Origin of the sequence: Mycolicibacterium wolinskyi, assembly GCF_002101965.1 — a bacterium.
GTDB lineage: Bacteria > Actinomycetota > Actinomycetes > Mycobacteriales > Mycobacteriaceae > Mycobacterium > Mycobacterium wolinskyi.
On sequence record NZ_LQQA01000031.1, the window covers coordinates 120155 to 146591 of the forward strand.

Here is a 26437-nt window from a genome sequence, read left to right on the forward strand (position 1 = left end):
TTATTCGGTCTCGTCCTCGAGTTGCGCCTCACGGGCTTTTCGGGCGCTGTCCCGGATTTCGAAGACATCCGTCGCCAGACCACCGATTGCCGACGCCACGTCCTTCACCGCGGTGGTGATGATCGTGGCGACCTCCCCCACCGTCGAGGCCACCGCCTCGACGGACTCCTGCAGCACATCTTTACCGATCTCGGTCTTGCTGAGCTGGTCCTTCATGAGGCTCAGTGTAGGTCGGCTCATACCCCGGCTCATACGATGGCGGCGTGGCCAGTTTCGCGCAGTGGATCGAGGGAGCCCGTCCACGCACATTGCCCAACGCGATATCGCCGGTGATAGCCGGGACCGGCGCGGCCGCCTGGCTGGGCGCGGCGGTGTGGTGGAAGGCGTTGCTGGCACTGGTGGTCGCGCTGGCATTGATCGTCGGCGTCAACTACGCCAACGACTACTCCGACGGCATCCGCGGCACCGACGACGTGCGGTCGGGGCCGTTGCGGCTGGTCGGCTCGCGGTTGGCGTCACCGCGCGCGGTGTTGACCGCGGCACTGCTGAGCCTGGGCGTCGGCGCCGTGGCCGGCCTCGTGCTGGCCGCGGTGAGCGCGCCATGGCTGATCGTCGTCGGGGCGGTGTGCATCGCGGGAGCCTGGTTGTACACCGGAGGCAAGAAGCCCTACGGGTATCTGGGTCTCGGCGAGGTCGCGGTGTTCATCTTCTTCGGCCTGGTCGCGGTACTGGGTACGCAGTACACGCAGGCGCTGCGCATCGACTGGGTCGGCGTGGTGGCCGCGGTGGTCATGGGTTCGCTGTCGTCGGCGGTCCTCGTGGCCAACAACCTGCGCGACATCCCCACCGACGCGCAATCCGGCAAGATCACGCTCGCGGTACGCCTCGGCGACGCCCGCACCAGGGTGTTGTTCCAGGTGCTGATGGCAATTGCATTCGTGCTGACGTTGGTGCTGATCGCCGCCACCCCGTGGTGTGCAGTCGGCCTGCTGGCCCTGCCTCTTGCGCTGCGGGCGATCCGGCCGGTGCGCACGGGCCTCGGCGGGGCGGCGCTGATTCCCGTGCTGCGCGACACCGGGCTGACGATGTTGGTGTGGGCCGTTGCGGTGGGTGTGGCACTCGGAGTGGCCGGCGGCTTCTAGCGCGAGCAGACGCGCGGGTACCCGAAATCCACCGTTTTGGGGTACTGACGCGTCTGCTCGCGGAGTGAGTTTCAGCAGTTATCCACAGATTGCGATTGCCTACTTATTTTCCGGCGGGTCGGCACGCCACCATCGAACTCGTGTTGCTCGACGAGATATTCGCCGCCAACGGCGGGGTGGCGACCACGGCGCAGTTGAGGGCGGTCATGACCCGCAAGGTCCTCGCGTCGCGGGTACGGTCAGCAACCTTGTTCAAGGTCTGCCGCGGCGTCTATGCACAGCAGCCGCCCGGCTCGTTCGAGCGACTCGCGGCATTGGACCTGCTGACGTCGACTTCGATCGTGGCCTGCATGGGCACGGCGGCAGCACTCTATGGTTTCGACACCGAGCGAGACGAGCGCCTTCACATCCTCGACCCGGGCGTACGGATCCGACCGGACGAGCGCCTGATGGTGCATCAACGCGTCGGAGCACCGTTGCAACGCGTGGCAGGCCGGCTCGCGACCTCACCGGCGTGGACAGCTGTAGAGGTCGCACGTGCGCTGCCGAGGCCGCGCGCACTGGCGACGTTGGACGCAGCATTGCGCGTCGGCGCCTGCACCGCCGCTGAATTGGATGACGCGATCCATGAGCAGAAAGGGCGCAGAGGCATTGTCGCAGTGCGTGATCTGCTGCCCCATGCTGACGGCAGGGCGGAGTCCCCGATGGAGAGTGAAATGCGCCTGGTGTTCATCGACTGGAGCGTGCCGATGCCGGAACTGCAGTACGAGATCATCGATCGCGGCGGCAGACGTTGGCGGGTCGATTTCGCTTGGCCGAACGCGAAAGTCGCGGCGGAGTACGACAGCGTGGAATGGCACGCCGACCCGCTCGCATTCAAACATGACCGGCTCAAGACCGCGCGGCTACAGGAATGCGGCTGGACCACTATTCCAGCCGTGATCGACGACATTCGCCGACATCCAGAAGACCTGGTACGAGGCGTCATGCGACAGCTGGACCGGGCACGAGCAAGTTAACCCATCGCGAGCAGACGCGTGGGTACCCGAAATCCACCGTTTTGGGGTACCCACACGTCTGCTCGCCGGGAAAGTGACTAGGCAGCCTTGTCGAGCAGATCGACGATGCCGGCACGCAAATCCTCCGCGCTGACGTGTTCGGTCACCAGGCTGACGGTGTAATCGTCTCCGCCGCGGAGAATGCCGAGCAGGATGTGCTCGCATCCGATGACATTGTCCTTGTGCACCAAGGCTTCCCGGAGCGCGAGTTCAAGGACTTTCTTGGCGGGCTTGGTGAACGGGATGTGCCCGCGACGTCGACTGCGGCGCCCGGACCGGCGCAGCGCATTGTCGAACGCATCGGCCCCGAACGTCTGATTGATGTTGTCGCGCACCGCCCGGAGGTCGATCCCGATCGAGCGCAGCGCCTCCGCGTCGGCATCGAAGGACTCGTCACCGGGCGCGTCGGCGGCGACCAACTTCCCGCGCACGACATCGGCCGTGAGCCCGAATCCGGCCAGCAATGCCGATAATTCGCGACCTGAGCTCTGCAGCACGCCGACCAGGATGTGCTCGGGCCGGATGTCGTTTGCCGCGAGCTCGCGGGCCTCCTCTTGTGCCAGCACCACGGCGACACGGGCGTGCCGGCTGAACCGTTCGAACATGTCACTTCCTCCGGTTGTGTTTCTGATGCACGGCCTGGCGGCTGACCTCGAGCGCATCGGCGATCGCCTGCCAGCTCCAGCCCTGTTCGCGCGCATTCGCGACGTGGATGGCCTCCAACCGCTCCTGCAACCGCTGCAGCGCCCGCACCGCGCGTAATCCGACGGCGGGATCCGAGCTGCTGACCCCGTCGGTGATCAGTGCATCGATTTCACTCACGTTGTCAACGTACCTCGCGTGTCAAGAAACCTTGACAGCGGATGTCCGTCGCCCTGCCGAGCAGACGCGTGGGTACCCGCAGACGACGTTTTACGGGTACCCACGCGTCTGCTCGCGAGGGAACGGTGCCCGCTACACCGACCCAACCGCCCTCACTCGCCGTTTTTTACGCAGATGCGGAATGATGGGTCGGCCTGGGATAAACCGGGCGAACCGGCGCGGGAAGGACCGTGATGAGTGCGCTGCGAGTCGTCGTTGCCGACGACGACGTACTTCTGCGTGAAGGGCTTGCCAGCCTGCTCGACCGATCTGGGTTCGAGGTCGTCGGGCAGGCGGCCGACGCGACGGAACTGCTTGCGCTCGTGCGTGATCATGCACCGCAACTCGCGGTCGTCGACATCCGGATGCCCCCCACGCACACCACCGAGGGCCTCGACGCGGCCAAGGTCATCCGCACCGAGTCGCCCGACACCGGAATCCTGGTGCTCTCGGCCCACGTCGAAGTCGAGCACGCGACCGAACTGCTCGCCAGCGGCCACGGCATCGGCTACCTGCTCAAGACACGCGTCACCGACGTCGGCGATTTCGTGGAGACCCTCGAGCGGATCGCCAAGGGCGCCTCGGTGGTGGACCCGGCCCTGGTGTCCGAGCTCGTGTCGGCTCGGCGCCGCGACGACCCATTGGCCGCGCTGAGCGCCCGCGAGCACGAAGTGCTGGTGCTGATGGCCGAGGGCCGGTCGAACGCCGGCATCGCCCGCCGCCTGTGGGTCACCGAGGGCACCGTGGAAAAGCATGTCCGCAGCATCCTGACCAAGCTGAATCTGAACGAAGAGGCCGACGATCACCGCCGGGTGCGCGCGGTGATCACGTATCTGGAAGCGCGCTAGCCCGCCGCAACACGAGGTGCAGGACCAGCGCCACGACCAGGAGCCCCGCTCCCACTGCGATCGTCACCGGATGCAGGTAGAGCAGCAGCGCCGCCGCCGGCGCACACAGGATCCGCTCGGGCCACCCGGCCTGACGGATCATCCACCCGCCCGTCAACACCGCGAGCGCGGCAACGGCCAGCGCGGCGACCGCCCCGGTCCACACCATGTCACCGAACGACCGCAGCCCGAGCAGCCCCTCACCGTTGTCGGTCAGCACGAACGCGAATGGCACCAAGAACGCAGGCAGCGTGTACTTCCAGGTCTGCATCATCGTGGCGATCACCCGGCCGCCGGTGATCGCCGATGCTGCGACGGCGGCGAGCGCGGTCGGTGGCGTCACCTCGGACAGCACCGCGAAATAGAAGACGAACATGGCCGCGGCGGGCGCGGCGACACCGAGATCCTGCAGCGCCGGACCGACGATGACCCAGCTGATGACGAACGACGCCGTCACCGGCACGGCCAACCCGAGGATCGACACCGCAACGGCGGCGAACAGGGCCGTGAAAATCAGTACCGCCGTTGGGTTTTCACTGATGAATCGGGCGGTGTTGACGAGGATCGAGTTCAGCTGCAGGCCGAGGCCGGTGCGGGTGATCATCGCCGCGATGACGCCGGCGGCAGCGCACACGGCCGCGACCGAGAGCACGCCCCGCACTCCAGTCGCCAGCGCCGTGTACAGCCGGGCCGGGGTGAGCCGGTGTTCGCGATCCAGGTACGACAGGACGATCTGGATCAGCGTCGCGTACACGACGGCACGGACCGCCGAGATGTCCATCGCGAGGAACACCACGATCAGCACGAGCGAGATCAGGTGGTAACCGAATCTGCCGAGTAGACGCAGGCTTGATGCGGCACTGACCTCGACATCGCGCGTACCGTAGCGCCGCGCGTCGATCTCGACGGCGAGCAGGATGCCGAGGTAGTAGAGGATCGTCGGCAACACGGCCCACAGCAGCACGGTCAGGTAGGACACCCCGAGGTACTCGGCGATGATGAACGCCGCCGCGCCAAGGGTCGGCGGCGACAGGATTGCGCCGATGCCCGCGGCGGCCAGCATGCCGCCCGCGTTCTCCTTCGGGTAACCGGCCTTCTGCAGCACCGGCCAGCAGACCGAGCCGAGGCTGACGGTGGTCGCGGTGCCCGACCCGGACACACTTCCCAGGAGAAACCCGGCCAGCGTGACGGTGCGGCCCGGGGCGGCTCGCGATCGGCGGAACGCGGCGAACGACAGGTCGATGAAGAACTTGCTGGCCCCCGACGCGTCGAGCACCGCACCGTAGATGGTGAACAGCACGATGTAGGTGGCCGCGACGTCCAGCGGCACCCCATAGATGCCGGTTGCCTGGATGAACGACGCACTGATGATCTGGTCCCAGTCGACGCCTGCGTGGGCGATCGCCGCGCCCTGCGGCAGATATCCCCCGTAGTAGGCGTAGGCGAGCGCGAGCAGACACACGATCGGCAGTGCGGCCCCGGTGGTGCGCCGGCACGCCTCCAGCACGAGCAGCAACACGATCGACCCGACAATCACGTCGAGCGCGGCGGGGGTGCCCTGCCTGCTCAGGAACTCATCGAAACCCCCGCCGGCACCGGCGATCTCGAACGGCAACACCGGATACAGGCAGGCCACCAACGCCACCGCGGCAAGCAACCAGTCCACCGGCGTCGGGTTGTCGGACTGGTCCTGCGGTGCCGCGTCATCGCGCGACCGCCGACGCAACCGCACCCCCGAGCGGTAACACAGCAACGTCAGTGGCAGCACCGCCGCCAGGAACACGATCAGCGAGAACTGGTTGCCCTGCGCGAGTGGGAAGAACACCTGCACGGCCGCGAACAGTCCGAGCAGCACGCAGCCCGCGGCCACGGCGTGCCCGACCCAACCGGTCAACCGTCGCGCGGGCTTCTCGTCCTCGTATGCCGCCGACGCCGTGACGTCAGGTTCCCGCGTATCCCGTTCTGCCACGGTCAATTTGTCGCACCGAGCTCGTCGAGCGCCTTCTGGGCGCCCGGATGCAACGGCACCGGGCTGGTCTCACGAGCAGTGTCGAGCGCGATGTTGTCGGCGGCCTTGTTGGCCTTGACCAGATCGTCCTTGTGCTCGAACAGCGCCTTGGTCAGCACACACGCGGTGTTGCCGTCCATATCGTCTTTGACCAGAAGCACATTGGGCACCACGACGGTCGGCACGTCCGCCGGAGTCTGATAGGTGCTGGCCGGGATCACGCCCTGCTCGTAGATCGAGTTGATCTCCTGAAGCTTGGGCAGCGTGTCGGTGACGTCGATGAACTTCACCTGATCGCGGCGGCTGACGAACAGGTCGGTGATGCCACTGGTGGGCAGGCCGCCGGACCAGAACATCGCATCGATGGAGCCGTCTTTCATGCCCTCGACGGTCTTGCCGAGTTCGGTGCGCTGCGCGGCGACGTCGCCGGCCGGGTTGAGACCGGCCGCCTCGAGCATGCGATTGGCGATCACCTCGGTGCCCGAGTTGGGTGCCCCGGTGGAGACGCGCTTGCCGCGCATGTCGGCGATCGTGTTGATGCCGGCGTCGGTGCGCGCGATGACCTGGGTGTAATTGGGATACAAGCGGGTGAGCGCGGCGATCGGCTGCTTCTCGGTGAAGGATGCCGTGCCGTTGACGGCATCGGCCGCAGTGTCGGCGAGCGAGAACGCGATCTGATGCGTGCCCGCGACGAGTTGCTGAATGTTCTGCAGCGAAGCCGACGTCTCGGCTGCGGTCGCCTTGAGTTTGCCGTCGGTCTGCTGACTGATCGCTTCGGCATAGGCGCCGCCGAGGGTGTAGTAGACGCCCGTGGTGTTGCCGGTCGCGATACTGAGCCGGGCATCCGTGGTGACCTCACACGATGTCGGCTCCGACGCGGCGGCCCCGTTGTCGTCGCTGCGCTGACCACCACAACCGGCCAGTACCAACACCATTGCGCCAAGTGCGACGCCCAGCTTGGCGGCCGTCGGCGTGGTGAATGATGCGCTGGCGTTGTTTCCCATTCTGCTCCCCTTCAGATCAGCGGCGCCGTCGCCGCCTGCCGGTCGTGTGCCGATCATGGCCCCGATCGACGTCGTCGCGGAACAAAATGAGCGCCTTGGGCCGACATTTCTCGCACAATCACGTGTTTCGGCGGACCACGCCGGCCGGGTTCGAGACGACTTCAACTCCGAACCCGTTGTTTCCTAGCAGGATTCACAAACCTGGCAGGGCTTCAGGTCAACACCGCGCCAACAGGTACTCGATCGCCGCGACCGACAGCGCGAACTTGGGAACGAATCCGACGGCTGGGCTGCACGCGATCATCTCGTGCAGATCCTGTTCGGCGTATGTCGAGATCAGGATCACCGCAGGCGGCGTCGGCAGCCCGCTGCCGTCGAGCTCGTCGGCCAAATCGAATCCGCTCTCCGGGCCGAGTGCGACATCGACCAGAACGACGTCGGGTTGCAGCTCGCGACACATACGCAACGCCTCGTCGCTGTTGGAGGCCGCCCCGACGACATCGACGCCGCCGCGCCCGAGCATGGCGCTTGCGGCGGTCCGGAAATTGGCGCTGTCATCGACGATGAGGCAGCGCACGTCGCCTCCGGAAGCCACTCATGTCTCCAGGGTGTCAGTGACAGGACGCCGTTTCATTACCGCTAGCCGGAATTTGCCCGGACAGTGGGCATGATCGGCCTGTGTGAATCGTTCATAGAGGTCAGATGAGTGACACCCGTGCTGTTCCGCCACCGCCCGGCCCGCGCCGGCGGTCTGTGGGCGCGCGCCTGCTCGGTCTGGTGCTGCGTCCGACGGCTCCGCCGGTGAGTGTCGGCATTGTCGTCGCGGTGGTGTTGATCGCGGCCGAGACGGTACTGGTCTACCTCTTGCGCCGGGTGGCGCCCGAGAGCACGTTCGGCGCGGTGTTCCTGCTCGCCGTGCTCGTGGTGTCCGCGGGGTGGGGCCTGCGCCTGGCACTGGCGACGTCGGTGGCCAGCGCGCTGGTGTACGTGCGGTTCCACATGGAGACCCACGGAGGGCTGCTGCCGACGCACGCGCGCGATATCGCGGCCATCGCAATCTTTGTGCCGGTGGCGCTGCTGACGAACGTGCTCGTCGGGCAGGCGCGGCTGCGTGCCGCCGAGGCCGAGGAGCGCAGACGCGAAGCCGACCTCGCGGCAGCCACCGCCCGTGAGGCACAGCACCTCATCGCCGTCAGTCACGCCGAAGTGAGTGCGCTGGCCGAACAGCAGGCCGCGCTCCGCCGAGTCGCGACCCTGGTGGCGCTAGGGGCGGCGCCCGACGAGGTGTACCCGGCCGCGGTCGACGAGCTCGCCGCCGGGCTGCGCATGGATCACGTTTCGCTGCTGCTGTACCCCGGTGACGGGTCCGCGCTGGTTCTGGCTTCGCGCGATCCCCACGGTGTGCCGAAACTGACCATCGGAGAACGCTTGCCGCTCGACGGCGACAGCATCCCCGCTGTCATCGCCGCGACCGGGCTGCCGGCCCGCGTCGACGACTATGCCGAACTCACCGGGGCAACCGCGGCACGAATCCGCGACATCGGCATCCGGTCCGCGGTAGGCGCCCCGATCATGGTCGACGGGCTGGTGGGCGGGGCATTGTGTGTCGGAGCAGCCGAACCCGGCGCGTTCGGACCCGACACCGAGGTCCGGGTCGGTGACTTCGCCGATCTGGTCGGCACCGCCATGACCAATGCCCGGACCCGTGCCGCCTTGACCGCGTCGCGCGCCAGGATCGTCAATGCCGCCGATGCGGCGCGGCGTCGGTTCGAGCGCGACCTGCACGACGGGGCCCAACAGCGGGTGATCTCGCTGGGCCTCGCGCTGCGTGCGGTCGAGGCATCGGTGCCGGCGGAGCAGGTCGAACTGCGGGCACAACTCAATCGCCTCGCCGCCGGGCTGTCTGCGCTATCCGACGAACTGCAGGAGTTCTCCCGCGGGATCCACCCGGCGATCTTGTCGAAGGGTGGTCTGGGACCCGCGATCCGATCCCTGGCCCGGCGCTGCCCCGTCGCGGTCGACGTTCATCTCGACCTCGGCGCACCGGTACCCGAGTTCGTGGGTGTCGCAGCCTATTACGTCGTGGCCGAGGCGCTCACCAACGCCGCCAAACATGCCCGTGCCACCGTCATCGATGTCACTGCCCGCGTCACCGATGACGCCTTGCACCTGACGATCCGCGATGACGGAATCGGCGGCGCCACTGCGGGATCCGGATCGGGGCTGATCGGCCTCAAGGACCGCGTCGAAGCGCTGTCCGGGCAGCTGACGATCTCCAGCCCGTCCGGCTCCGGCACCACGCTCACCGCCCGGATCCCGCTCAATTGTGGTTAGCCCCACGGTGTCAGCGGTGATCGCCACCGTGGTGGAAGATCAGACCGTATTCGCCGAAGAACGGGTATTGAGCCTGATAATCGACGGCCGGTGGGGTCGCGGTGAACTGCGCGTTGCCGTTGGACTGGCACAGCGTCGAGGTGACCGCCGAGGTACAGGTCGGTCCGCTCGGTGCGGCTTGCGCGGCAGGGGCGACGGCGATGGCCAGCGCACCCGCACCGAGGGCCAGCACCGTCGAAATACGTGTCCGGTTACTCATGATCAGCACTACTCCTTTGTCGGCCAGCTCAATTCGAGCAACTCCAGCCTCGCGCTCCACGCGGCCAAAAGCCTCAACGCTGGCACCCAATGCCGATTACCGGTTATCCCCCAACGCGTCGAGCAGCCGCTCGAGATCGTCTTCGGTGTTGTACAGGTGAAAGCCCACGCGGACCGCGCCCGCTCGTACGGCGGCCCGAATACCGGCGCGCTGCAAGCGTTCTGCGGCATCCGTCACAGGTAGGGACACGATCGCCGAATCATGCTGCGGCAAGCCGATCTCGGCCCGCAGCCGGTTCGCCAGGCCCACTGTGTGGGACTCGAGCACGACCGGGTCCAGCGAAGCGAGCCACGGCAGCGTCAGGCCCGCGCCGAGCATCGGGAACCACGCCGGCGACGCGTCGAACCGGCGGGCGTCGGGTGCCAGCCGCAACGGCAGACCGTAGATGGATTGCCATGGATCTTCACCCGCGTACCAGTTTGCGGCATGCGGAGTCATGCGGGCCGCGACTCTGTCGCTCAACGACATCCATGCCGCACCGCGCGGTGCGAGCAGCCATTTGTATACGCCCGCGACCGTGACGTCGGCCCACGCCATGTCCAGGTTTTTCCAGCCGACCGCCTGCGTGACATCGACCACAGTGAGGGTGTCGGTGCCCGTGACCGCGGCACGCAATGCCGCGGAATCCAGCACGGCCCCGGTGGCCGACTGCACGAGACTGACCGCGATCACGTCGTATTCGGCGGCGCTGCCGACGAGTTCGTCGGGGGCGAGCTCGGTGACGGTGACGCCGCGAGCCGATTGCGCGGCGAACGGGAAAGTGGTGCTGGTGAATTCCCCTTTGAGTACCGCGACGCGACTGCCGTCGGGCACCGCTGCGGCCACCAGTCCCAGCGCGGCCGACACGTTGCCCGCGAACGTCACCGACTCGACAGGAACTCCGGCCAGCGCTGCGTACCCGGCGCGCCCGAGCCGAACCGGTTCATCGAACGACGCGGCATCCATCGTTCCGGCTTGCCAGTCGGCGATACACCGATGCAGCGCCTCCACGAGAAACTGCGGCGGCAGCCCATAGGTCGGTGAATTCAGAAAACCTTCGGCGCCCGCGAATTCCGCGCCGAACGCCTCCCTCACTGCTGCGCGGGCGGCTCGTCGCCGCGCAACCGGGCCTGCAGTTGTTCACGATCCTTGCGCCTGCGTTCGTCGAACACCGCGATCGAGGCGGTGGCCCGCTCGCGCAGCGGCCGGAACAACCAGATGCCCAACGGCAGAGCGATCACCAGAGCGAACAACAGCGCCACCACGAGCGGGAAGTCCTCGATGAACAGCTGCCCTACCCCGAAAATCACTGCGGCCAGCACCGCCACGAGTACGAGCCTGGCCACCAGGTAGGCCAGCACATCGGCAATCATGCGGGAAGCGGGACGACTTGCTGACACCCACCCGAGCCTACCGACGACGCGTATATTCGGAGCAAGGAGGTTTCGAGTGGCGTACCTGCTCCTTATTCTTGCGGTGGCCTGCGTGGTCTACGTCGGCTGGCGGCTGGCACGCGTTGCGGGCAACCAGCCGCGCACGCGCGTCATCGGTCCCGACGACGACCCCGACTTCTTGCGGCGGCTCGGGCACGGCGACAACAACCCGCGGCCCTAGCGCGGCCTAACCGCGCGGGCCGGCGGACCGGCGCGCCCCGCCGAAGTCGCTGGCCACAACGGCGGCCAACTCGATGAGCGCTTCACGTGTCTTGGGCTTGAGCCGATCCAGGCTGATTTCCGCGCCTTCTTCGAGGTGCGGGTCGAAAGGCACCAGACGGACCGCGCGGCAACGCCTCGAGAAGTGATCCACGACCTTCGCCAGATCGACCTTGCCCGACCGTGGCCGCACCGCGTTGATCACCGCGATCGAGTTGCGCACGAGGTCCTGATGTCCGTGCGCGTCGAGCCAGTCGAGAGTTGCTGAGGCGCTGCGTGCTCCGTCGACCGACCCCGAGCTGATCACCACTAACACATCGGCCTTGGACAGCACCGCCGACATCGCCGAATGCATCAAGCCGGTGCCACAGTCGGTGAGCACCAGGCTGTAGAACCGCTCCAGTACCTCAAGGGCGTGCAGATAATCCTCGGAACTGAACGCCTCCGACACCGCCGGATCGCTCTCGGAGGCAAGTACCTCCAGACGGCTCGGCCCCTGCGACGTGTATGCGCGGACGTCGCTGTACCGCTCGATACCTTCGGCGTCGCGCAGCAGGTGCCGCACGGTGGCGGCGGTCTCCAACGGCACCTTCTGGCTCAGCGTGCCGCGGTCCGGGTTGGCGTCCACCGCGACGACGCGGTCGCCGCGGATCGACGCGAACGTCGCACCGAGCGTCGCGGTGATGGTCGTCTTGCCGACGCCACCCTTGAGTGACAGCAGCGCGATCCGGTAGCAACCCTGCAGCGGCTGGCTGACCTCCGCGATCAGGCTGTTGCGGTGAGTGACCTTCGGGCTCTCCCCGACGTTGATCTGTTTGAACGACGCGAGATACAGCCATTTCCGCCAGCCGGCCGACGGCGGAGCCTTGCGCGGACCGAGCAGTGCCGTGGTGGAGAGATCGCGATAGGGCGTGGCGAAGTCACCAGCGGCGGGCATGGGCGGCGCCGGTGGTGCGGTTGGCGCGGGTGATGCGGTTGGCGCGGGCGGCGGGGTGATCACCGGGATACCCTGCGGCGGTGTCGGAGCTGTCCACTCCGCGGGCAGCGGCGTCGAGACACCGGCCTTGGCGGGATCGCTGAACCGCTGCTGACCACGGAAGCCCGGTACCGGGGCGAACACCGACGGGACGACGGGCTGTTCGATTGCAGGCGCTTCGGCGACGGGCTGGTCGTCGATGGCCGGCTCGGCGGGCGAGGTTTCCGGTCCGGTCGTCGACTCGTCCACCGGGTGCTCGGATGACTCGGACACGAAATCCCCTCTGCTCGGACAACCCTCGGGCCTGACCATAGCGCGCCACCGTGTCGGGGCGCGCAGTCACCCGACGTACTTCCGGGCGGTCCGCATCACGCGCCCAGCGCGTCCCAGAACGGGTCGGCATTGCTGGCGCTGAGCTGGGCTGCGGACTCGCGCAGCGCCAGAACCCGCTTGCCGATCCGGTACTCGGTGGAGCGCGGCATCGACGCCGACCGGTACTTGCCATACCGAATCCGGTAGACGCGGCCGTGCTCGATCTCCCACCGCAAAGCGTCAGAGACCGTCTTCGACGGCCTGCCTTTGGTGGTGAAGCCTTGCTCGCGGAGCGCCTCGACCAGATCGGCCACCGATTGAGGCCCATGCTGAAGCAGTTGCATGGTCAGCACGTACCGCAATTCGGTACCTCTGAGCAGGTATTTGTCCGGCATGGCGTCACGATGCCACGCGGTACCGACAGGTGCGCGAGGCCTGCGCGGACGAGGAAGCAGGTGCCGTGCGGCCCGCCTAACAGCGACAAAGTCGCTGAAAACGCCTCGTGGGCAACATAATTCACTCAGGCATCACGCCGCGAGTAACAGCGGACACTCAAGGCCCTCTGGCCACTTGCGTCCCGCGATTCGGCGCGCCCGGCTTACAGCGACAATGTCGCTGAATCAGATTCGTCCAGGGCAACCCGGCACAGCTGCCGGATCAACGTGACGACGCCGCCCCCGGGAAGCGCGATGGCGGACAACCGGTGTGGAATCCGCCATCACGCTACGAACGCAAACGTGTTCGAACATCCGGGCATCCGCAGATGAGGCAACGAATATGCGTTGCACGGTCTTCACAGCGACAATGTCGCGCGCAGCCGGGCACGTAACTGCAGAGGCCACTGCGACAACAGAGACTGAAGGGGGCCACGGGATTTGACGTATGAGACTGCCGGTGCTGAGGGGGCCGGTGAGGCGCTTTCCGCGACTATGTCGCTAGTAGGCGGGCACGGGGGCACCTTCCCTGGAAACCGGCGTCCGCGGGACCCGCACCGCGGGACCCCGAGCCCCTAACCGACCCCGGCGTACGAATGAAGGCCGACGGTGACCAGGTTGATGAAGAACAAGTTGAAGACCATCGCGACGAAGCCCACGACGTTGATCCAGGCGGCCTTGCGATCACGCCAGCCTGCGGTCGAGCGGGCGTGCAGATAGGCGGCGTAGACCACCCACGCGATGAACGACACCGTCTCCTTGGGGTCCCAGCCCCAATAGCGTCCCCACGCTTCCTCGGCCCAGATGGCGCCGAAGATCACGCCGAAGCCGAACACCGGGAACGCGAAGATGGTGGTGCGGTACGCGATGCGGTCCAGCGTCTGGGCGTCGGGCAACCGTTGGATCACCCGGCCGAAGCCGTTGTCGCGCTCGGCCAGCGGCGACATCTTGACGAGGAACAGGATGCTCGCGACGCCGGCGACCAGGAACACCCCGGACCCGAGGCTGACCACCGACACGTGGATCGGCAGCCAGTAGGACTGCAGCGCGGGCATCACCGGAGCGGCGTGCGTGTAGAGCCAGCGGCCCGACACGGTCAGCAGGATCAGCACCGGCAGAAGGACGAACACCCACAGGGTGCGGTACTGCGGGCGGCGCAGCACGACGGCGGCTGCAACCAGCCCGCAGAAGCAGGTCAGGTTGATGAACTCGTACATGTTGCCCCACGGCACGCGTGAGGTCGCCAGGCCGCGCAGCACGATGCACACGAGCAGCAGGCCGATCCCGACATAGGTCAGCGCCAAACCGGTTTTGCCGATGCGCTCGTCGAATGACCGCTTGGGCTCGTCGAGAACGACGCCGGGGGTGGCACTGTCGGCACCGACGGTCGCGCCGACGAGTTCACGCGTCTCGGCGCGACGGCTGCGGCTGTAGGCCAACTCGACCGCCAGTAGTAGCAGGCCGCCCACCAGAACCAGAACCGACGAGGTGAACGCCCAGTCGGAGTATCTGGCCAGCCCTATGTCGATGTGCTCGGTATTCACTGATCCGCCTTCTCCTTGGCCGGCACCTCACAGCCCTCCAAGAGCCGCTCGGTCAACCGCTCGAACTCGTCACCCCATCCGGAGTTGTCGGTGCGGGCCAGCCCGCCGAACTCGACGCTCACGGTACCCGCCCCGCTGGGCTCGATCCGAACCCAGACTCGGCGTCTGCGCACCACCAACGACACCAACAGCCCGGCCATCATCGACAACGCGAACACCAGCACCCAGATCTGTGCGGGGTCGTGGGACACCTGCAGGTTCACGAAGGGCTTGGCCCCGTCGAAGCGGACGGTCGTGCCGTCGTCGAGCCGGGTTTCCTGGCCTTCCTCGAGGTTGACCCGGGCCACTTTGGTGAGCCGGTTCTGGCCGATCAGCCGGGGGTCGAGGGAGAACAGGGACTGCGGGCGGCCGGTGTCCAGGCCGGTGTCGCCGCGGTAGATGTCGACCGCGACGGCGGGGTCGTTGAGGGCCGGGAAGCTGGACGACAGCAGGGTGCCGTCGAGTTGCTTGGTGGGCGCGAACAGGCCCTGGATCGCGATCTGGTTCTTGCGGCGCTCGTCGGGATCGGGGTAGGTGCCTGCGGGCGGGTCGATGCGCACGACGCCCGACGACAGGAACGTGATCTGTTCCTCGGGCCGCCACTGGATCGTCTGGCTGCGGGTCTGGCCGTCCGGGAAGGTGACGGTGAACGACGGCGCATAGCCGCGGCCCTGCAGGTAAACCCGGTCACCGCCGATGCGGAGGGGGTGGTTGACCTCGAGCCGGTAGGGCCGCCACGTGTTGTTGGTCAGATCGTCGCCGGCCTGGTAGTCGATGTCGGCGGCGAACGACAGCGCCTGGCCGGAGGGCAGATAGTCCGCTTCGAAGTTGTTGACGCGCAAACACATCGGGTTCAGCGAGGTGCCGTCGACGGTGTTGCCCGCCCGGAACGAGTCGAACGCGGCCGGCGATGCCGTACAGAAACCCGGGCCGCCGTCGGCGATCACGATGACGTTGCCCTCGTAGCCGAACAGCTTGCCCGCGGCGACCGCGACCAGCAGACCGAGGAGCGAGAAGTGGAAGACGATGTTGCCGAACTCGCGCAGGTAGCCCTTCTCCGCCGAGATTTCGGTGACCTCGTCTTGTCGGCGGGTGACGGTGCGCCAGCCTTTGAACCGCCGTGTCATGGTCTGCGCGAGCTCTGCCGGATCTCCGTCGACCTGCTCGGCGTGGTGTTTGGGCAGGCGGCGCAGGTTGCGCGGCGCCGCGACCGGAACGGCCCGCAGGCTGCGGACGTGCTCGATGAGCCGCGGCGTCAGGCAGCCGACGAGCGAGATGAACAGCAGCACATAGATCGCGGTGAACCAGAAGCTCGAGAACACGTCGAAGGCCTGCAGCCGGTCCAGCCATGGGCCCATGGTCGGATGCGCGGCGAGATACTCGTCGACCTTGGATTCGTTGAGGCTGCGCTGCGGCAGCAGCGCGCCCGGGATGGCCGCGAGGGCGAGCAGGAACAGCAGCACCAACGCGGTGCCCATCGACGTGAGCGTGCGCCAGGTGTTCCGCATCAACGCGAACAGACGCTTGTGTACCCCTGGGCGCCGATTTTCGGGTACCTGCGTGTCTGTTCGCTGGGAGACGTCGGTCATATCGGCAACCTGACGTCGGACACGAACGCGTCGCGCACCCAGGACACGAACTCATTCCACAGGCCGCTCACCAGCGCCGTGCCGACAAGGATCAGCAGGACGCCGCCGAAGATCTGGATGGTCCTGGTGTGGCGGCGCAACCAGCCCAGCCCCTGCACGGCGCGGGCCGAGCCCAGCGCGAGCAGCACGAACGGTATGCCCAGCCCGAGGCAGTAGGCCAGCACCAGCGCGACACCACGCGCGACGGTGGAACCGTCGGTTGCCGAGGCGACCGCGATCACGCCCGTCAGCGTGGGGCCGAGACACGGCGTCCAGCCGAGCGCGAACACCGCACCGAGCAGCGGGGCGCCCGCGACGGTCGACAATTGCCGTGGCGTGAACCGGGCCTGGCGTTGCAGGGCCGGGATGAAGCCGACGAAGACCAGCCCCATGACGATCGTGACGACGCCGCCGATGCGTTGCAGCAGAAGCTGATTGGCGATCAGCGTGGTGGTCATCCCGAGTACCGCGACCGCGCCGAGCAGGAAGACGACCGTGAACCCCGCGACGAACAGGGCAGCCGCACCGGCCACTCGCAGCCGCGCGGTCTTGACGGCCACCTGGCCGGGTTGGTCCTCGGAGACACCGACGACCGCCGCGAGATAGGACAGGTAGCCGGGGACGAGCGGCACCACACACGGCGACGCGAAGGAAACCAGGCCGGCCAGCACGCTCACGGCGAGGGCCAGCAATACCGGCCCGGCCGCGGCGATCTCGGCGAATCCGGTCATGGCTGTGACTCCTGCGGGGCAGGCGCCTCGGCCGGCTCGGCGGCGAGCCGCAGAACCAACGGTTGCAGATCCTCGGCCAGCAGCTCGCGCAGGAACACCGCCGCGACGCGGTGCTGACGATCCAGCACGACGGTCGACGGGATCACCGTCGTCGGGTACTTGCCGCCGAATGCGATCATGGTGCGCATCGGCGGGTCATAGATCGACGGGAATGTCACCTTGCGGTCGGTGACGAAATCGACGGCGGCCTCGCGGTTGTTGTCGCGGACATCGATTCCCAGGAATGCGACGCCGGCCGACCGGGTTGCCTGATAGACCTGTTGCAGCTCGGTGATCTCGGTGCGGCACGGACCACACCATTGTCCCCACACATTGATCACGACCACCTTGCCCGCGAAATCGTCGAGCGAGATGGTCTTCGTCGGGTCCAGCAGATCCGGGCCCGTCAATGCCCCTGGGCGACCGCGCTTTTCGGGCGGGTCGTAGAAGATGTCGGTCTTGCCGCCCGGCGCGACGAACTCGAACGTGCCGCCCTGGGCGACCGCGTCGTCACCCGTCGAGCATCCGGTCAGCAGCGCCAGCAGCGCTGCCAACACCCCGATGCACGCCCGGGCGACAAACCCACGCATCAGATTCCCCAGGGCTCCGTGTAACCCCACCGGATCAGGCGGTCGCCGTCGAACGTGAACGACGTGACGGATGCCAGATTGCACAACCGGCTGTGCGGCAACGGCAGATGGGCCAGCTTGCGCCCGATCATCGCGCGCCGCAGTGTCTCGACCGGAAGCTGATGGCTCACACACACGGCTTCGTGGCCGGCCGCCTTGAGCCGGGCCCGGTGCAGCGCGGCCATCATGCGCGGGGCGATCTCGGCATAAGGCTCACCCCACGACGGCTTGCTCGGATTCCGCAGCAGCGGCCAGTTGCGCGGGTCACGCAGCGCACCGTCACCGGGCGATACGCGCTTGCCCTCGAACGTGTTCCACGACTCGATGAGGTCGTCGTCGGTGTCGATCGACAGACCGTGGCATTCGGCGATCGGCGCCGCCGTCTCCTGCGCCCGCTCCAGCGGAGAGGCCACCACGTAGACGATGTCGTGGTCGGCCAGCCAGTCCGCGGTGGCCTGCGCCTGCGCGCGGCCGCGCTCGGACAGGTGGTAATCGGGCAGCCGGCCGTAGAGCACCTTCTCGGGGTTGTGCACCTCGCCGTGCCGCATCACGTGCACTGTCGTTCTGACAGGCACCGCACTCTCGGTCACGCCGCGGCCTCCGCTGCGGCGCGTGCGGCGGCGGGCAGCGCGTCGGCGATACGTGAGAACGCGTCGTCGTCCAAAGCCGCTGAGACGAACCAAGTTTCGAAGGCACTGCACGGCGGGTAGACCCCGGCTTCCAGCAGCGCGTGGAAGAACGCCGGGAACCGCCAGGTTTCGGTGGCCTTGGCCGCGGCGAAGTCGTTGACCGGCTCGTCGGTGAAGAACACGCTGAGCATGTTCCCGGCGCGCTGGACGCGGTGGGCCACACTCGCCTCGGTCAACGCACCGGTGAGCAGATCGGCCAACCGGTCGGCGTTGGCGTCGACCCGTGCGTAGGCCGCGTCGTCGGCGTTGCGCAACGTCGCGAGCCCGGCGGCCATCGCCACCGGATTACCCGACAGGGTGCCCGCCTGGTAGACGGGACCCAGCGGCGCCAGGCGGCCCATGACCTCGGCGCTGCCGCCGAACGCCGCGGCGGGCAGGCCGCCGCTCATGACCTTGCCGAACGTCAGCAGATCGGCTTCGACGTGATCGATCCCGTACCAACCTGACCGGCTGACCCGGAAGCCCGTCATCACCTCGTCGAGGATCAGCAGCGCGCCGTGCTCGGCGGTGATGCGGCGCAGCGCGGCGTTGAAACCGGGCAGCGGAGGCACCGTGCCCATGTTGCCGGGGCTGGCTTCGCTGATGACACAGGCGATTTCGTCACCGAACCGGCCGAACACCTCCTCGACGGCGGCCACGTTGTTGTACGGCAGCACGATGGTGTCGGCTGCGGCTGCGCCCGTGACGCCCGGCGACGACGGGAGACCGAGCGTCGCGACACCCGAGCCGGCGTCGGCCAGCAGCGCGTCACTGTGGCCGTGATAGCAGCCGGAGAACTTGATGATCTTGGCCCGCCCGGTGTAGCCGCGGGCCAGCCGGATCGCGCTCATCGTGGCCTCGGTGCCCGAGTTGACCAGTCGCAGCATCTCCACGGGGGCCACGCGGTCGATGATCTCGGCGGCGAGTTCGGTCTCCGACGGCGTCGGGGCACCGAAGCTCAGCCCGTCGACGGCCACCTTCTGCACCGCCTCGACCACGGCCGGGTGGGCGTGGCCGAGCAGCATCGGCCCCCACGAACACACGAGGTCGACGTAACGGTTGCCGTCGGCATCGGTCAGCCAGTAGCCGTTGGCCGACGTGATGAACCTCGGAGTGCCGCCCACCGAGTTGAAGGCACGGACCGGCGAGTTCACTCCACCGGGAATGACGGCGCAGGCGTCGGCGAACAGTTGGGCCGAGCGCTGGGTCTGCGCAGAATGTGCACGCATGGCCACCAGTGTCCCAGTCGCCGCAACCTCGTCAACTACAGGGTGTAGTGGTTCGGCTTGCGGGCGCGTACGCGGGCCCTGATCGGACCCCGTGCGACGGTCGTGAACGGCACGTCGACGGGAAAGTCCGCGTCGGTCGACACGACCTCGACCGACCGGATGATGGTGGCCAGCGCAAGCGTTGTCTCCAGCCTGGCGAAATGCTCACCGATGCACGACCGCGAACCACCCGCGAACGGGATGAAATGCCAGCGGTCGCGCCCCAGCGAGTTCTCCGGGCTGAACCGGTCCGGGTCGAAGACCTGCGGGTTCGGCCACACCTCGGGGTCGTGGTGCACCGCGTAGATGCCCAGCGCCACGAGGCTGCCCGCCTCGATGCGATACCCGCCGACCGCCATGTCCTGAAGCGCCAGCCGGCCCACACCAGCAGCCGGCGGGCACATCCGTAACGCCTCGTCGAGCACCTGCACGGTGTAGCGCAGGCTCGGCACGTCGGCCGGGGTCAGCTCACGGTCGCCCAGGGCAGCGGCCTCGGCGGCCACGCGGTCCTGGATCTCCGGATGGTGTCCCAGCGCCCACAGCGCGTACGTGAGTGCCGTCGCGGTCGTGTCGTGACCGGCCAGCATGAAGATCAACAGGTCGTTGCAGATGTCCTCGTCGGAGATGGCCAGCCCGGTCTCCGGGTCCGTCGCGGCCATCAGCGCCCGCACCAGCGGCGCGTCATGGGTCTCATCGACACGGCAAGCGTGCAGGATCTCCGCCGCGACAGCTCGCATGGCCGCCACGGCGGCCCTGGCCCGCTTGCGTGCGGGCGTGGGCAGCCACCGCGGCGCCCGGACCGGGCGCAATGCCCGGTCCGTGGCATACGACGACGCGACGTGCATGTGTTCGACGATGACGCCGGCGCGTTCGTTGAGGTCGATGCCGAGCACCGAACGGCCCAGCGACTGCATGGTCACCCGGCGACATTCGGCGTCCAGATCGATGTCGCCGCCGTCCGCCCAGCTGTCGACGGCGGTCTGCGCCGCCCCGGACATGTGGCCGCCGAAGGCCCGCACGTTCTGCTTGGTGAACACCGGCTGCAGCGCACGTTTGCGGGGCCGCCACTGTTCGTTGGGCAGCACGAAGAGGCTGTCCCCTGCGGCGTGGCGCACCTCGTCGTGCACGATGCAGCGCTCGGCGAACGCGTCGTTGCGGCCCAGCACGTCGCGGATGCCCTCAGGCGAGAACACCGCCACCAACGGCGGCACGAGCCACTTGGGCCCGAGTTGTACCCGCGTGACGGGCCCGCCCGCGGCGCGGATCAACTCCTGCCCGGTGTCGAGGGCCCGCACCGCATTCGCCAGCTGCCGGATCGACAGCGGGTTGCGCGGCGCGAGCGGCAGGGTGCTGACGTCGGGTACCGGAGCCACGGCATTCCCGCCGTCGGTCGCCGGTCTCACTCGGCCACCGGCGTCTGCGCGAGGACGCGGATTGGCTGCGGCGGTTTGCTGACCAGCGCAGTCCGGTTGAACACCGCACGCACGAACCGCGGCGGCTTGAGATCGCCCATACGCCATAGTGTCGACAAACTTCGCGCTGAGCGCCAGCTCAGCAGGATCTGGTCGGGGCAACCGTCATTCACGCATGATTGGGGCCATGCAACTACCGCAATGGCTGGCCCGGTTCAACCGTCACGTCACCAACCCGATCCAGCGGCTCTGGGCGGGCTGGGCCCCTACGTTCGGGATCCTCGAACACGTCGGGCGCAAATCCGGTACGCGCTACCGCACCCCGCTCTCGGTCTTCGGTACCGACGAGGGCGTCGCGATTCTGCTGACCTACGGGCCGAACCGTGACTGGCTCAAGAACATCACCGCTGCCGGCGGAGCCGAGATGCGCAGGCACGGCAGGACCATCCGGCTGGCCGAGCCGCGGGTGGTGACCCGAGAAGAAGCGGCGGCCCACGTGAAAGGCCGGGCGCAGAAGGTCTTTGCCCGCCTGCCGTTCGAGCAGGCCGTGCTGTTGCGGCGCGTGTGACGCGGTTCGCCGATCGGTGCGGCATGGCGCTTCGGCGGTAGGCCGGCTCAGCGCTACGAACGCGTTGCTCATGTGTAATTTTGGCTAGTCAACAAACCCCTGTTCACCTGCGCATTTCAGGCATAGAGTGAATATGGGCCGGGCCACCGGGAGGTCGCCATGAAGCGCTTGTTCGCCATCGGTTACGGGGTCGCGAGCTACCTGGTGTTCCTGGTGGCGTTTCTGTATGCGATCGGTTTCGTCGGCGGCTTTCTCGTGCCGCGCACGGTCGACTCCGGAATCACGGCCGGGATCGTCGAGGCGGTGATCGTCAACCTGGTGTTGCTGTCGGTGTTCGCGTTGCAGCACAGCGTGATGGCCAGGCCCGGCTTCAAACGGTGGTGGACCCGGTTCGTGCCGCAGCCGATCGAACGCAGCACCTATGTGTTGTTGGCCAGCCTCGCGCTGTTCCTGTTGTATTGGCAGTGGCGGACCATGCCGGCCGTCGTGTGGGACGTGGAATCCACTGCGGGCCGGGTGCTTCTGTGGGCGTTGTTCTGGTTGGGCTGGGCCACTGTGCTCAGCTCGACGTTCATGATCAATCACTTCGATCTGTTCGGGTTGCGTCAGGTGTTTCTGGCCTGGCGCGGCGAGCCGTACCGTGAGCCCGGCTTCCGAACTGTGCTGCTGTACCGGCTGATTCGCCACCCGATCATGCTCGGCTTCATCGTGGCGTTCTGGGCGGCGCCGACGATGACGGCCGGCCATCTGCTCTTCGCCGCGGTGAGCACGGCCTACATCCTGGTGGCGATTCAGCTCGAAGAGCGGGATCTGGTCGGCGCCATGGGCCGCCAATACCGCGACTACCGGGAGCGGGTTCCCATGCTGGTGCCGTGGCCCCACCGTGACCACACCGAACCGACGCCGAAGATCCGGCGGCGGCCGGCCTGAGGCGACGGATTCTGCGCTCGCACAATACGACCGCGGGCGATGAGCTCGATGGTGATCGCCACCGCACAACTCTGTGAAAGCAAAAGCGCCACGAGGACGAGGATCTGCACCGCGCCGGCCTGAGTCGCCGACCCGGTACTGAGCAACACGCCGACGAATGCCCCGGGAAGCGTCACCAAGCCCACCGTCCGGGTCGAATCGAGGTTCGGCAGCAAGGCATTGGTCGCCGCTCCACGAATGACCTCCAGGCGCGAATCCCGGTTGCTCATACCAAGACTCAGCGCCGCCTCGACCTCACCGGCGCGTAGGACGAGGGTGTCGAGAGCCAGGCGCGCGGCGACGGCGACGGCGGTCATGGTGCCACCGAGGACGATCGCGACGACCGGTACCACGGCGACACCCGTCGAGGGCACCACACCGGACAGCAACAGCGCGGGCAACACGCAGAGCAGTCCGGCAGCCAAAGCCATTGCGATCCAGGCTGATCCGCGGGTCGCCTGACTACGGCGGGCGGCCGTGAGGCTCGCGACCGTGAACATCACCGCCAACACGAGCACCGATGACCACAGCCGGGTGATCGCCGCGGCAAGGATCGCGGCGACGGCAGCCAGTTGCACTCCGGCGCGAAATGTCGCCCACGGGACGGTGGCCGGCCGACCGAGCCCGGCCAGCCGGTAGATGAGCGCAGCGGCGAGCGCCATGCCGATGCACAGCCCGATGAGCGGAGCTCCCAGGGTGGGTTCGTTCGACAGCATGCCGTCAGCGACTGTCGTCGGGCATATCGGAACTTGTGCCGAGCAGTAACGCGAGGGCTACGTCGACCGCTCGTGATCGGATGGCGTCGAGTCGGCGACGGAATATCGCCACGGCGGCCAGGATCGTCGTGGTCAACACACCCCATACGGCAAGCCCGGCAACCAGACAATCACGTAGGGCACGACGCGCCGGATCGCTGATCTGAACATAATTGCCGTTGTGGTCGATCCAGATTGACAGCCGTTGGCCAGCCGCGACAGCGCGTTCTGTGTCGACGGTGTCACAGCGGGTGCGACCGAGAGCGGGCCAGCAGGCGGGAACAGTCCAGGCGAACCGGCGAGTGTCCGGCGCCATAGCGCTGGAGTCCATCGCGGTCGCAGACACGACGTGCCACGTTGATCGGGCGGCGGCGTGGTGGGCGGTACGAGCGTTGTACAACCCGATGCCTACTGCGCTGCCGACGAGTACGGCACCGATCAGCAACACGACGGTCACGGCCACCATCCATGCCTCGACCCGATCGCTGCGTCGCACGAGGGCATCTCGTCCGGCGGCGCGCCGCCACCACGATGACAGTCCACGAGTGATGAGGTTCACGACGGCTCCCGTCCGAGCATCAAGGCCCGACGGTGAAACTCATATAGCCCGGCGAACACCGCATCGCTTACGGCCAGAGTTTGGTCATCGGACCCGATCATCGACAGTCCGCGCATCACCGTGTCCAGCCCGGGTGCTTCCGGCGCGTCGAAGCGGCCGTCGTCGAGATCGGCCTCGTGCACGATCTCAGCGATGCGCCACAGCACCGGGTCGTCGAGTTCGTAACGGCGAAGGATGGTTTCGAAAGTGCAGTCCCCGCCATGGTGGGTGAGATCGACACCGCGCATATCGAACGGCGTCGCGTCGTCGGGAACATCATCCGGACCGGCGACGAATACGAACTCGGCCGCTGGATCGACGAATCGGCGGATCAGCCACGCGCACGCGGCCCGGTCTATGTGCACCCCGGCACGCGTCGCCCACCTCATCGCGGCACCTCCGCAGTATTGCCGATCCGACCGGCCAGCTCTTGCAGAGCAATTCGCGCCTGTTCGCGTTCAGGCGGAGGGAAGAAGTCACGCCGGGTGACGTGCCGCCATTGGGTCCGCAGCCGACGCAACGCGGCCGCGCGGGCAGACGGGCTGAGCGTTGAGGCTTCAGCCGCCGCAGCCGACAACGCCCGGTACTCGACCGCCCTGGCCTCCGCCAGCGTGGCCGCCAAGTCACGTTCCTGGCGCACGATCGTGGGGTGCGCCAGCCATACCCCGGCTTGTCCACCGGCCTCGATCACCTCATCGGCCAGCCATTCCAACTGCTCACGGGTACGCGCGTCGGCGGGGAGCGCAACCAATCCGTCGGCCAACTGAGCGACGCCAAGCTTCTTCAGCTTGCGCCACACCGCAATCCGGGGTGTCGATGGCTCCCGTGGCATCCGGTAGTTCAGCAGCACCCACTGCCTGCTCTCGCTGGCCACCTACTGATTGTAACCGTGGTTACATACGCAATCCAGTCGCAGGCGGATGCATATAGGTGCGCAAGTGCGCACATGAGGTAATAATCGAGGCATGGCCGACCGCTCCCCGCCGAGGCCGCGCTCCGGCGCGCTGGCGAATACGGTGTTCCGCAGGCTGTTCACCGCGCAGGTCGTCGCACTGCTCGGAACGGGCCTGCTGACCGTGGCGCTCGGGCTACTGGCCTATGACTTGGCGGGCAGCCGGGCCGGCGCGGTGCTCGGCATGGCACTGGCGATCAAGATGGTCGCCTACGTGGCGGTCGCGCCCCTGATGTCGGCACTGACCGACCGGTTTCCCCGCCGGAGCGTGCTGGTGACCACCGACATCGTGCGCGCCACGGTCGCGCTGATGCTGCCGTTCGTGGACGCGGTGTGGCAGGTCTACGTACTCATATTCGTGCTGCAAGCCGCCTCCGCGACGTTCACCCCGGCGTTCCAGTCGGCCATTCCGTCGGTCCTGATCGACGAGGACGATTACACCCACGCGCTGTCGATGTCGCGGCTCGCCTACGACCTCGAAGCGTTGCTGAGCCCGATACTGGCCGCCGCACTGTTGGCCGTGACCTCCTATCACTTGTTGTTCCTCGGAACCGTCGGCGGATTCGCGGTCTCGGCGGCCCTCGTCCTGGCGAGCCGGCTTCCCCCGATGCCGGCTGCGACGCGGCCCGAGCGGTTACGCGATCGGCTCCTGCAGGGCGCCCAGGTGATGGTGTCGGCGACCGAGTTACGCGCACTGTTGGCGCTGAACATGTCGGTGGCAGCCGCCGGCGCACTGGTGGTGGTCAACACCGTCATCTACGTCAGGGATCTGCTCGACGGCCCGCAATTCGGCATGGCGTCGATGCTGGCCTGCTACGGCGCCGGATCCATGCTCGTCGCGCTGACGATGCCCCGAACCCTCCGCAGGTTGAGCGATCGCACCGTCATGCTCGCCGGCGCGACGGTCACGGCCGCGGCTCTGAGCGCGGCGACGGTGTTCATCTCGGTGCCGCCCGCGCCGCCGGCCGGATGGGTTGTGCTAGGCGCGTTGTGGATGACACTGGGTGCAGCGACCTCGCTGATCAACACCCCGTCGGCCCAACTGCTTCGGCGGGGCTCGACCATCGACAACCGGACAGCCGTGTTCACCGCACAGTTCTCCCTGTCGCATGCCTGCTTCCTGGTGGCCTATCCGATTGCCGGCTGGGTCGGCGCCACGCTGGGCCAGACCGTTGCCGCGCTCGTCCTGGCCGGCGTGGCTACACTCGCCGCAGCGACAGCGATCTCAACCTGGCGGCCGACCGGATCCCCGTCACGGCAGCGAGAAGGTGGTGCACATGACCCGATCTGCACCCGGGAATCCGCCGTCGCCGGCCAGCCTGCGCCATGACGTCGAGCCGGATCAGCTGCGCCTGGAGACGGCAAGTGACATCTTCCGGATGCTCGCCGACCCCACCCGGCTGCACGTCCTGTGGTTGTTGAGCCAGAAGGAAGCCGACGTCGCCGCCCTGACCGCCGCAACCGGCGCTTCGCGCACCTCCGTCAGCCAGCACCTCGCCAAGCTACGTTTCGCCGGCCTGGTCGCCACCCGCCGCGATGGCAGGCACATCGTCTACCGGCTCAACGACGGCCACCTCAGTCGCCTGGTCCGAGAAGGCCTCAATCACGCCGACCACCGCGTGACCGGGGAACCACCACATCCCTGACCGCGAAGCGGGACACAAGAGACGG

At 67.4% G+C, this 26437-nt stretch carries 31 protein-coding genes; 9 read left to right on the forward strand and 22 right to left on the reverse strand.

Translation table 11 applies throughout. The features are described from left to right. Window positions 1-216, reverse strand: coding sequence for a hypothetical protein (locus AWC31_RS28080; protein WP_067849036.1), 216 nt, complete (start codon window positions 214-216; stop codon window positions 1-3). A gap of 47 nt (window positions 217-263) precedes the next feature. On the opposite strand from AWC31_RS28080, the gene AWC31_RS28085 reads away from it, so the two are divergent. Together AWC31_RS28085 and AWC31_RS28090 are read left to right on the forward strand one after the other, a co-directional pair. Continuing rightward, the gene (locus tag AWC31_RS28085; RefSeq protein ID WP_067849039.1) at window positions 264-1142 is read left to right on the forward strand and encodes a 1,4-dihydroxy-2-naphthoate polyprenyltransferase; all 879 of its coding nucleotides are present in this window, start codon (window positions 264-266) and stop codon (window positions 1140-1142) included. A gap of 206 nt (window positions 1143-1348) precedes the next feature. Next, complete coding sequence (locus AWC31_RS28090; protein ID WP_234817030.1) at window positions 1349-2161, forward strand: type IV toxin-antitoxin system AbiEi family antitoxin; 813 nt, start codon at window positions 1349-1351, stop codon at window positions 2159-2161. Between the two features lie 77 nt (window positions 2162-2238). Here the strand turns inward: AWC31_RS28090 and AWC31_RS28095 are convergent, their stop codons facing one another. Together AWC31_RS28095 and AWC31_RS28100 are read right to left on the reverse strand one after the other, a co-directional pair. Further along, window positions 2239-2805, reverse strand: a complete 567-nt coding sequence (locus AWC31_RS28095; RefSeq protein ID WP_085147543.1) for a Clp protease N-terminal domain-containing protein — start codon at window positions 2803-2805, stop codon at window positions 2239-2241. A gap of 1 nt (window position 2806) precedes the next feature. Then, window positions 2807-3022: a helix-turn-helix domain-containing protein gene (locus AWC31_RS28100; protein ID WP_067849046.1), complete on the reverse strand. Its 216-nt coding sequence runs from the start codon at window positions 3020-3022 to the stop codon at window positions 2807-2809. 233 nt (window positions 3023-3255) lie between these two features. On the opposite strand from AWC31_RS28100, the gene AWC31_RS28105 reads away from it, so the two are divergent. Beyond that, window positions 3256-3909 (forward strand): response regulator, encoded by a 654-nt coding sequence (locus tag AWC31_RS28105; RefSeq protein ID WP_067849049.1) that lies wholly within the window; start codon window positions 3256-3258, stop codon window positions 3907-3909. On the opposite strand, the gene AWC31_RS28110 is transcribed toward AWC31_RS28105, so the two are convergent. From AWC31_RS28110 to AWC31_RS28120, 3 genes are all read right to left on the reverse strand, one after another. Beyond that, window positions 3887-5923 (reverse strand): TRAP transporter permease, encoded by a 2037-nt coding sequence (locus AWC31_RS28110; protein WP_275082209.1) that lies wholly within the window; start codon window positions 5921-5923, stop codon window positions 3887-3889. The genes AWC31_RS28105 and AWC31_RS28110 overlap by 23 nt on opposite strands. Then, window positions 5920-6960, reverse strand: coding sequence for a TAXI family TRAP transporter solute-binding subunit (locus AWC31_RS28115; protein ID WP_085147809.1), 1041 nt, complete (start codon window positions 6958-6960; stop codon window positions 5920-5922). The genes AWC31_RS28110 and AWC31_RS28115 overlap by 4 nt, the downstream gene beginning before the upstream one ends. Before the next feature lie 217 nt (window positions 6961-7177). Further along, a complete protein-coding gene (locus AWC31_RS28120; protein WP_085147811.1) occupies window positions 7178-7537 on the reverse strand; it encodes a LytR/AlgR family response regulator transcription factor in 360 nt (119 codons plus the stop codon). A gap of 125 nt (window positions 7538-7662) precedes the next feature. On the opposite strand from AWC31_RS28120, the gene AWC31_RS28125 reads away from it, so the two are divergent. Then, a complete protein-coding gene (locus AWC31_RS28125; RefSeq protein ID WP_085147547.1) occupies window positions 7663-9294 on the forward strand; it encodes a GAF domain-containing sensor histidine kinase in 1632 nt (543 codons plus the stop codon). Window positions 9295-9304: 10 nt separating this feature from the next. Here AWC31_RS28125 and AWC31_RS28130 read toward each other — a convergent pair whose 3' ends face one another. The 3 genes from AWC31_RS28130 to AWC31_RS28140 all read right to left on the reverse strand — a co-directional run bounded on the left by AWC31_RS28130 (window position 9305) and on the right by AWC31_RS28140 (window position 10965). Further along, window positions 9305-9553 carry a keratin associated protein gene (locus AWC31_RS28130; protein WP_085147813.1) on the reverse strand — a complete coding sequence of 83 codons (249 nt, stop codon included), beginning with the start codon at window positions 9551-9553 and terminating at the stop codon, window positions 9305-9307. 96 nt (window positions 9554-9649) lie between these two features. Next, on the reverse strand, window positions 9650-10687 hold the full coding sequence (locus tag AWC31_RS28135; RefSeq protein WP_085147549.1) for an aminotransferase class V-fold PLP-dependent enzyme: 1038 nt from the start codon (window positions 10685-10687) through the stop codon (window positions 9650-9652). After that, the gene (locus AWC31_RS28140) at window positions 10684-10965 is read right to left on the reverse strand and encodes a DUF4229 domain-containing protein (protein ID WP_085147551.1); all 282 of its coding nucleotides are present in this window, start codon (window positions 10963-10965) and stop codon (window positions 10684-10686) included. Before AWC31_RS28140 ends, AWC31_RS28135 begins: the two co-directional genes overlap by 4 nt. Before the next feature lie 76 nt (window positions 10966-11041). Between AWC31_RS28140 and AWC31_RS36970 the strand changes: the two genes are divergently transcribed. Further along, window positions 11042-11206: a hypothetical protein gene (locus tag AWC31_RS36970; protein ID WP_110775305.1), complete on the forward strand. Its 165-nt coding sequence runs from the start codon at window positions 11042-11044 to the stop codon at window positions 11204-11206. Window positions 11207-11212: 6 nt separating this feature from the next. Here AWC31_RS36970 and AWC31_RS28145 read toward each other — a convergent pair whose 3' ends face one another. The 9 genes from AWC31_RS28145 to AWC31_RS28185 form a co-directional block, all read right to left on the reverse strand. Next, entirely contained in the window at window positions 11213-12532 is a 1320-nt protein-coding gene (locus AWC31_RS28145) for a MinD/ParA family ATP-binding protein (RefSeq protein WP_085147553.1), read from the reverse strand. 56 nt (window positions 12533-12588) lie between these two features. After that, window positions 12589-12927 carry a hypothetical protein gene (locus AWC31_RS28150; protein ID WP_085147555.1) on the reverse strand — a complete coding sequence of 113 codons (339 nt, stop codon included), beginning with the start codon at window positions 12925-12927 and terminating at the stop codon, window positions 12589-12591. 614 nt (window positions 12928-13541) lie between these two features. Next, window positions 13542-14510 carry a c-type cytochrome biogenesis protein CcsB gene (gene ccsB / locus AWC31_RS28155; protein WP_085147557.1) on the reverse strand — a complete coding sequence of 323 codons (969 nt, stop codon included), beginning with the start codon at window positions 14508-14510 and terminating at the stop codon, window positions 13542-13544. After that, complete coding sequence (gene resB, locus AWC31_RS28160) at window positions 14507-16138, reverse strand: cytochrome c biogenesis protein ResB (RefSeq protein WP_085147559.1); 1632 nt, start codon at window positions 16136-16138, stop codon at window positions 14507-14509. Before resB ends, ccsB begins: the two co-directional genes overlap by 4 nt. Continuing rightward, window positions 16135-16908, reverse strand: coding sequence for a cytochrome c biogenesis CcdA family protein (locus tag AWC31_RS28165; protein ID WP_085147561.1), 774 nt, complete (start codon window positions 16906-16908; stop codon window positions 16135-16137). The genes resB and AWC31_RS28165 overlap by 4 nt, the downstream gene beginning before the upstream one ends. Continuing rightward, a complete protein-coding gene (locus AWC31_RS28170; protein WP_085147563.1) occupies window positions 16905-17537 on the reverse strand; it encodes a TlpA disulfide reductase family protein in 633 nt (210 codons plus the stop codon). Before AWC31_RS28170 ends, AWC31_RS28165 begins: the two co-directional genes overlap by 4 nt. Further along, on the reverse strand, window positions 17537-18124 hold the full coding sequence (locus AWC31_RS28175) for a histidine phosphatase family protein (protein ID WP_085147815.1): 588 nt from the start codon (window positions 18122-18124) through the stop codon (window positions 17537-17539). Before AWC31_RS28175 ends, AWC31_RS28170 begins: the two co-directional genes overlap by 1 nt. 38 nt (window positions 18125-18162) lie before the next feature. Then, window positions 18163-19473, reverse strand: coding sequence for a glutamate-1-semialdehyde 2,1-aminomutase (gene hemL / locus AWC31_RS28180; protein WP_085147565.1), 1311 nt, complete (start codon window positions 19471-19473; stop codon window positions 18163-18165). Window positions 19474-19508: 35 nt separating this feature from the next. Continuing rightward, complete coding sequence (locus AWC31_RS28185) at window positions 19509-20915, reverse strand: cytochrome P450 (protein ID WP_234817023.1); 1407 nt, start codon at window positions 20913-20915, stop codon at window positions 19509-19511. Window positions 20916-21111: 196 nt separating this feature from the next. On the opposite strand from AWC31_RS28185, the gene AWC31_RS28190 reads away from it, so the two are divergent. Together AWC31_RS28190 and mddA are read left to right on the forward strand one after the other, a co-directional pair. After that, on the forward strand, window positions 21112-21492 hold the full coding sequence (locus AWC31_RS28190; RefSeq protein WP_085147570.1) for a nitroreductase family deazaflavin-dependent oxidoreductase: 381 nt from the start codon (window positions 21112-21114) through the stop codon (window positions 21490-21492). A gap of 159 nt (window positions 21493-21651) precedes the next feature. Beyond that, entirely contained in the window at window positions 21652-22422 is a 771-nt protein-coding gene (mddA, locus tag AWC31_RS28195) for a methanethiol S-methyltransferase (RefSeq protein WP_085147572.1), read from the forward strand. Here mddA and AWC31_RS28200 read toward each other — a convergent pair. From AWC31_RS28200 to AWC31_RS28215, 4 genes are read right to left on the reverse strand one after another with little or no spacing between them, the layout of a single operon-like run. Then, window positions 22335-23177 carry an ABC transporter permease gene (locus AWC31_RS28200; RefSeq protein WP_085147574.1) on the reverse strand — a complete coding sequence of 281 codons (843 nt, stop codon included), beginning with the start codon at window positions 23175-23177 and terminating at the stop codon, window positions 22335-22337. The genes mddA and AWC31_RS28200 overlap by 88 nt on opposite strands. A gap of 4 nt (window positions 23178-23181) precedes the next feature. Then, complete coding sequence (locus AWC31_RS28205; protein WP_085147576.1) at window positions 23182-23775, reverse strand: Rv1733c family protein; 594 nt, start codon at window positions 23773-23775, stop codon at window positions 23182-23184. Next, entirely contained in the window at window positions 23772-24203 is a 432-nt protein-coding gene (locus tag AWC31_RS28210; protein WP_085147578.1) for a chromate resistance protein ChrB domain-containing protein, read from the reverse strand. Before AWC31_RS28210 ends, AWC31_RS28205 begins: the two co-directional genes overlap by 4 nt. Beyond that, a complete protein-coding gene (locus AWC31_RS28215; protein WP_234817024.1) occupies window positions 24200-24688 on the reverse strand; it encodes a Chromate resistance protein ChrB in 489 nt (162 codons plus the stop codon). The genes AWC31_RS28210 and AWC31_RS28215 overlap by 4 nt, the downstream gene beginning before the upstream one ends. A gap of 91 nt (window positions 24689-24779) precedes the next feature. On the opposite strand from AWC31_RS28215, the gene AWC31_RS28220 reads away from it, so the two are divergent. Beyond that, complete coding sequence (locus tag AWC31_RS28220; RefSeq protein WP_085147580.1) at window positions 24780-26096, forward strand: MFS transporter; 1317 nt, start codon at window positions 24780-24782, stop codon at window positions 26094-26096. Continuing rightward, window positions 26044-26412, forward strand: coding sequence for an ArsR/SmtB family transcription factor (locus tag AWC31_RS28225; RefSeq protein ID WP_067849115.1), 369 nt, complete (start codon window positions 26044-26046; stop codon window positions 26410-26412). The genes AWC31_RS28220 and AWC31_RS28225 overlap by 53 nt, the downstream gene beginning before the upstream one ends. Window positions 26413-26437: the final 25 nt, after the last annotated feature.

Excerpts from the sequence above, each read along its gene's own strand:
- AWC31_RS28080 (WP_067849036.1), bottom strand. The coding sequence starts at position 216 with ATGAAGGACCAGCTCAGCAAGACCGAGATCGGTAAAGATGTGCTGCAG.
- AWC31_RS28090 (WP_234817030.1), top strand. The coding sequence starts at position 1,349 with ATGACCCGCAAGGTCCTCGCGTCGCGGGTACGGTCAGCAACCTTGTTC.
- AWC31_RS28095 (WP_085147543.1), bottom strand. The coding sequence starts at position 2,805 with ATGTTCGAACGGTTCAGCCGGCACGCCCGTGTCGCCGTGGTGCTGGCA.
- AWC31_RS28105 (WP_067849049.1), top strand. The coding sequence starts at position 3,256 with ATGAGTGCGCTGCGAGTCGTCGTTGCCGACGACGACGTACTTCTGCGT.
- AWC31_RS28115 (WP_085147809.1), bottom strand. The coding sequence starts at position 6,960 with ATGGGAAACAACGCCAGCGCATCATTCACCACGCCGACGGCCGCCAAG.
- AWC31_RS28125 (WP_085147547.1), top strand. The coding sequence starts at position 7,663 with ATGAGTGACACCCGTGCTGTTCCGCCACCGCCCGGCCCGCGCCGGCGG.
- AWC31_RS28130 (WP_085147813.1), bottom strand. The coding sequence starts at position 9,553 with ATGAGTAACCGGACACGTATTTCGACGGTGCTGGCCCTCGGTGCGGGT.
- AWC31_RS28140 (WP_085147551.1), bottom strand. The coding sequence starts at position 10,965 with ATGATTGCCGATGTGCTGGCCTACCTGGTGGCCAGGCTCGTACTCGTG.
- AWC31_RS28145 (WP_085147553.1), bottom strand. The coding sequence starts at position 12,532 with ATGGTCAGGCCCGAGGGTTGTCCGAGCAGAGGGGATTTCGTGTCCGAG.
- AWC31_RS28150 (WP_085147555.1), bottom strand. The coding sequence starts at position 12,927 with ATGCCGGACAAATACCTGCTCAGAGGTACCGAATTGCGGTACGTGCTG.
- resB (WP_085147559.1), bottom strand. The coding sequence starts at position 16,138 with ATGACCGACGTCTCCCAGCGAACAGACACGCAGGTACCCGAAAATCGG.
- AWC31_RS28165 (WP_085147561.1), bottom strand. The coding sequence starts at position 16,908 with ATGACCGGATTCGCCGAGATCGCCGCGGCCGGGCCGGTATTGCTGGCC.
- AWC31_RS28170 (WP_085147563.1), bottom strand. The coding sequence starts at position 17,537 with ATGCGTGGGTTTGTCGCCCGGGCGTGCATCGGGGTGTTGGCAGCGCTG.
- AWC31_RS28175 (WP_085147815.1), bottom strand. The coding sequence starts at position 18,124 with ATGCGGCACGGCGAGGTGCACAACCCCGAGAAGGTGCTCTACGGCCGG.
- hemL (WP_085147565.1), bottom strand. The coding sequence starts at position 19,473 with ATGCGTGCACATTCTGCGCAGACCCAGCGCTCGGCCCAACTGTTCGCC.
- AWC31_RS28190 (WP_085147570.1), top strand. The coding sequence starts at position 21,112 with ATGCAACTACCGCAATGGCTGGCCCGGTTCAACCGTCACGTCACCAAC.
- mddA (WP_085147572.1), top strand. The coding sequence starts at position 21,652 with ATGAAGCGCTTGTTCGCCATCGGTTACGGGGTCGCGAGCTACCTGGTG.
- AWC31_RS28200 (WP_085147574.1), bottom strand. The coding sequence starts at position 23,177 with ATGCTGTCGAACGAACCCACCCTGGGAGCTCCGCTCATCGGGCTGTGC.
- AWC31_RS28210 (WP_085147578.1), bottom strand. The coding sequence starts at position 24,203 with ATGAGGTGGGCGACGCGTGCCGGGGTGCACATAGACCGGGCCGCGTGC.
- AWC31_RS28220 (WP_085147580.1), top strand. The coding sequence starts at position 24,780 with ATGGCCGACCGCTCCCCGCCGAGGCCGCGCTCCGGCGCGCTGGCGAAT.
- AWC31_RS28225 (WP_067849115.1), top strand. The coding sequence starts at position 26,044 with ATGACCCGATCTGCACCCGGGAATCCGCCGTCGCCGGCCAGCCTGCGC.